Here is a 2,767-nt window from a genome sequence, read left to right as displayed (position 1 = left end):
AAGTTATTAACATGGGTTCCACCACATAAATCAATTATTGCAGTTGGAAATTCAACAACACGAACAATTGGATCATATTCAAAATTTGGATGAGCAATTTTTAATTCTCTTGCTTGGTCAATTGGCATTTGATGTTCAATTTTAGCAATGTTATGATTAATTAATTTCTCAATAATTTGTTTACGAGCGCTTAAAATAATTTCTAATCAGTTATCAACTTTATTCATTGCTAAGAAAGCATAATCAGTTTTAATCTGAACTGAATCTGTCATATCACCATCATTTAAAATATGCTCAATAATATAAGATAAAATATGTTGGGCTGTATGATTTTTTGTAATTTTAATTCGACGTTCAACATCTATTTTTTGGATTAATACGTCATTAATTTCAATTGTTGTACCATTAGTATCAACAAGATGAAGATATACTTTTTTGTAAATTTGTTTATTTAAGTCAAAAACAGAAATTTTATGGTCTTTCTTTAATATTCCTGTATCAGAAATTTGACCCCCGCCAAGGGCATAAAAAACAGTGTGATCAAAAGCAATAAATCCAATTCCATTTAATGTGGTAACTGGATAACCATTTGCATCAAATAATGCTAAAACTGTTCCAATGTCAGTTGTTTGGTTATAACCAAGAAAAGTGGTAAGGGGAAGATTAACACTATTATTTTGTTTTTTCAAGGTACTTCATAATAATTCAATTTGTTCATTAGTCATAATATATCGGTTCCTCTCTTAATATTAAATTATATGTTATATTTGTAAATTGTAAATAAAGGAAAAGAAAAATTTATTAGGTGAATTAAAAATGATTTTCATAGTATATTAAAAAATAAAAGAATATTTTTACATATTCTTTTATTTTTTATTTAAAATTACTGGAATAATCAATGGATTACGACGTTTATAACGGTAAATGAAAGGAGATAATGATTGCTTAATAGCATTTTTAAGAGCGCCAAAAGTTGGTTTTTGGGTTTTTAAAACTTCATTAACTGCTTCGGTTGCTAAACGAATTGATTCATTAATAATATTTCCAGATTCTTTAACATAGAAACTTCCTCTTGAAATAATGCGTGGTGGTGTTAGTAATTGATTATTTTGCGAATCAATTGAAATAACAACAGCAATTAACCCATCTTTTGATAAAATTTCACGGTCACGAACAACAGCGGTTGTTTGCCCTGATAAATCTTTTCCATCAACATAAACAGCTTCAGCTTCAATTCTTTTACCAATTGCTGCTGTTCCATTTAATAGTTCAATTTGATCACCATTAGCACAAATAAAGACATTATCTTTTGGGACATTGACACTAATTGCTGTTTCACCATGTTGGCGAAGCATACGATAGTCACCATGCATTGGCATAAAGTATTTTGGCTTCAATAGGGTAAATAATAATTTTTGTTCTTCTTGTGAAGCATGACCAGACGTATGGATTTGATTTAAAGGACTATTTTCTTGCACAATAGCACCAGCACGAACTAGTTTATTAATAACTCGTTCAACATCAGCTTGATTGCCGGGAATTGGTGATGATGAAAAAATAACAGTATCACCAGGAATAATAGAAATATGTTGATGTTGATTATTTGCAATTCGGGATAATGCTGCCATTGGTTCACCTTGGCTTCCAGTACAAATAATTAATATTTCATTATCTTTATAGTTTTTAGCATCATTAGCTTTAATAAATGCCTTATCAGAAATTTTTAAATGTCCCATTTGACGAATAATTTTAATAATGCGATCTAAACTTCGACCAAACACTAAAATTTTTCGTCCATATTTATTTGTAATTTCAACAATATGTTGAATTCGATGAACATTTGAAGCAAAAGTTGAAATTAAAATTCGTCCCTTAGCTTTAACAAATAATTCACCAATATTTTTAATAATTTTTGTTTCAGTTTGAGTGTAACCCTCAACTTCAGCATTGGTACTATCAGCCAATAATAACATAACACCTTCTTGCCCCATATTTGCCATTCGTTCAATATCAGCACGATGTCCTAATGGTGTTCAGTCAAATTTATAATCACCAGTTGAAACAACTTTTCCATTTGGAGTAACTACTGAAATTCCAAAGGCATCAGGAATACTATGGTTAACAGCAAAAAAGTTAATTTTAAAGTTTTTTGTTTTAATAACACTCATATTATCAACTTCTTTAACAATTGTTGTTTGTTCCAATTTTGCTTCTTTTAGACGATCACGAATTAAAGCAGTTGCTAATCGTGGTGCATAAATAATTGAAATATTAACTTCCCGTAATAAATAGGGAATTCCACCAATATGATCTTCATGGCCGTGTGTAATAAATAATGCTTTTATTTTTCGTTGGTTTTCTTTTAAATAATTATAATTTGGAATAACAGCATCAACTCCAAGCATTGTTGAACTTGGAAATTTAACTCCTGCATCAAGCATAATTAACTCTTCATCATGCTCGATACAATATGTATTTTTTCCAACTTCTTCTAATCCACCTAAAGCAAACACTTTTGTTGGAATTTTATTTTTAACAACATTTTGGATTGGTTGTTTTGTTACTATACTAGTTGGTTTTGTAACTATTGCTTTGTTTTTACTTGTTTCTTTCTTTTCTTCATTCATTGAAATTATCACCTCATAATTCTAAAATTAACGCATAGTTTTTCTTTATTAAATTGGATATTATTAAAAAGAAAAAAATTAATTTACTAGTATCCAAGAAATTATAACATAAAGATTAGTAAGATTACCAAAAAAAACCT

At 28.7% G+C, this 2,767-nt stretch carries 2 protein-coding genes; both read right to left on the bottom strand.

What is annotated here, in order from left to right; genetic code table 4:
* Nucleotides 1-725, bottom strand: a 725-nt coding sequence (locus tag EHV01_RS06735; RefSeq protein WP_422066785.1) for an alanine--tRNA ligase-related protein, incomplete at its 3' end; no start/stop codon positions are given.
* Nucleotides 726-866: 141 nt separating this feature from the next.
* Nucleotides 867-2,627, bottom strand: coding sequence for a ribonuclease J (locus EHV01_RS06730; RefSeq protein WP_400248609.1), 1,761 nt, complete (start codon nucleotides 2,625-2,627; stop codon nucleotides 867-869).
* Nucleotides 2,628-2,767: the final 140 nt, after the last annotated feature.

It is taken from the genome of Spiroplasma sp. hy2 (assembly GCF_044714365.1).
GTDB classification, from domain to species: domain Bacteria; phylum Bacillota_I; class Bacilli_A; order Mycoplasmatales; family Mycoplasmataceae; genus Spiroplasma; species Spiroplasma phoeniceum.
The sequence above is the reverse complement of the archived record's forward strand: the minus strand, read 5'-3'. Positions and strand labels throughout refer to the sequence as shown.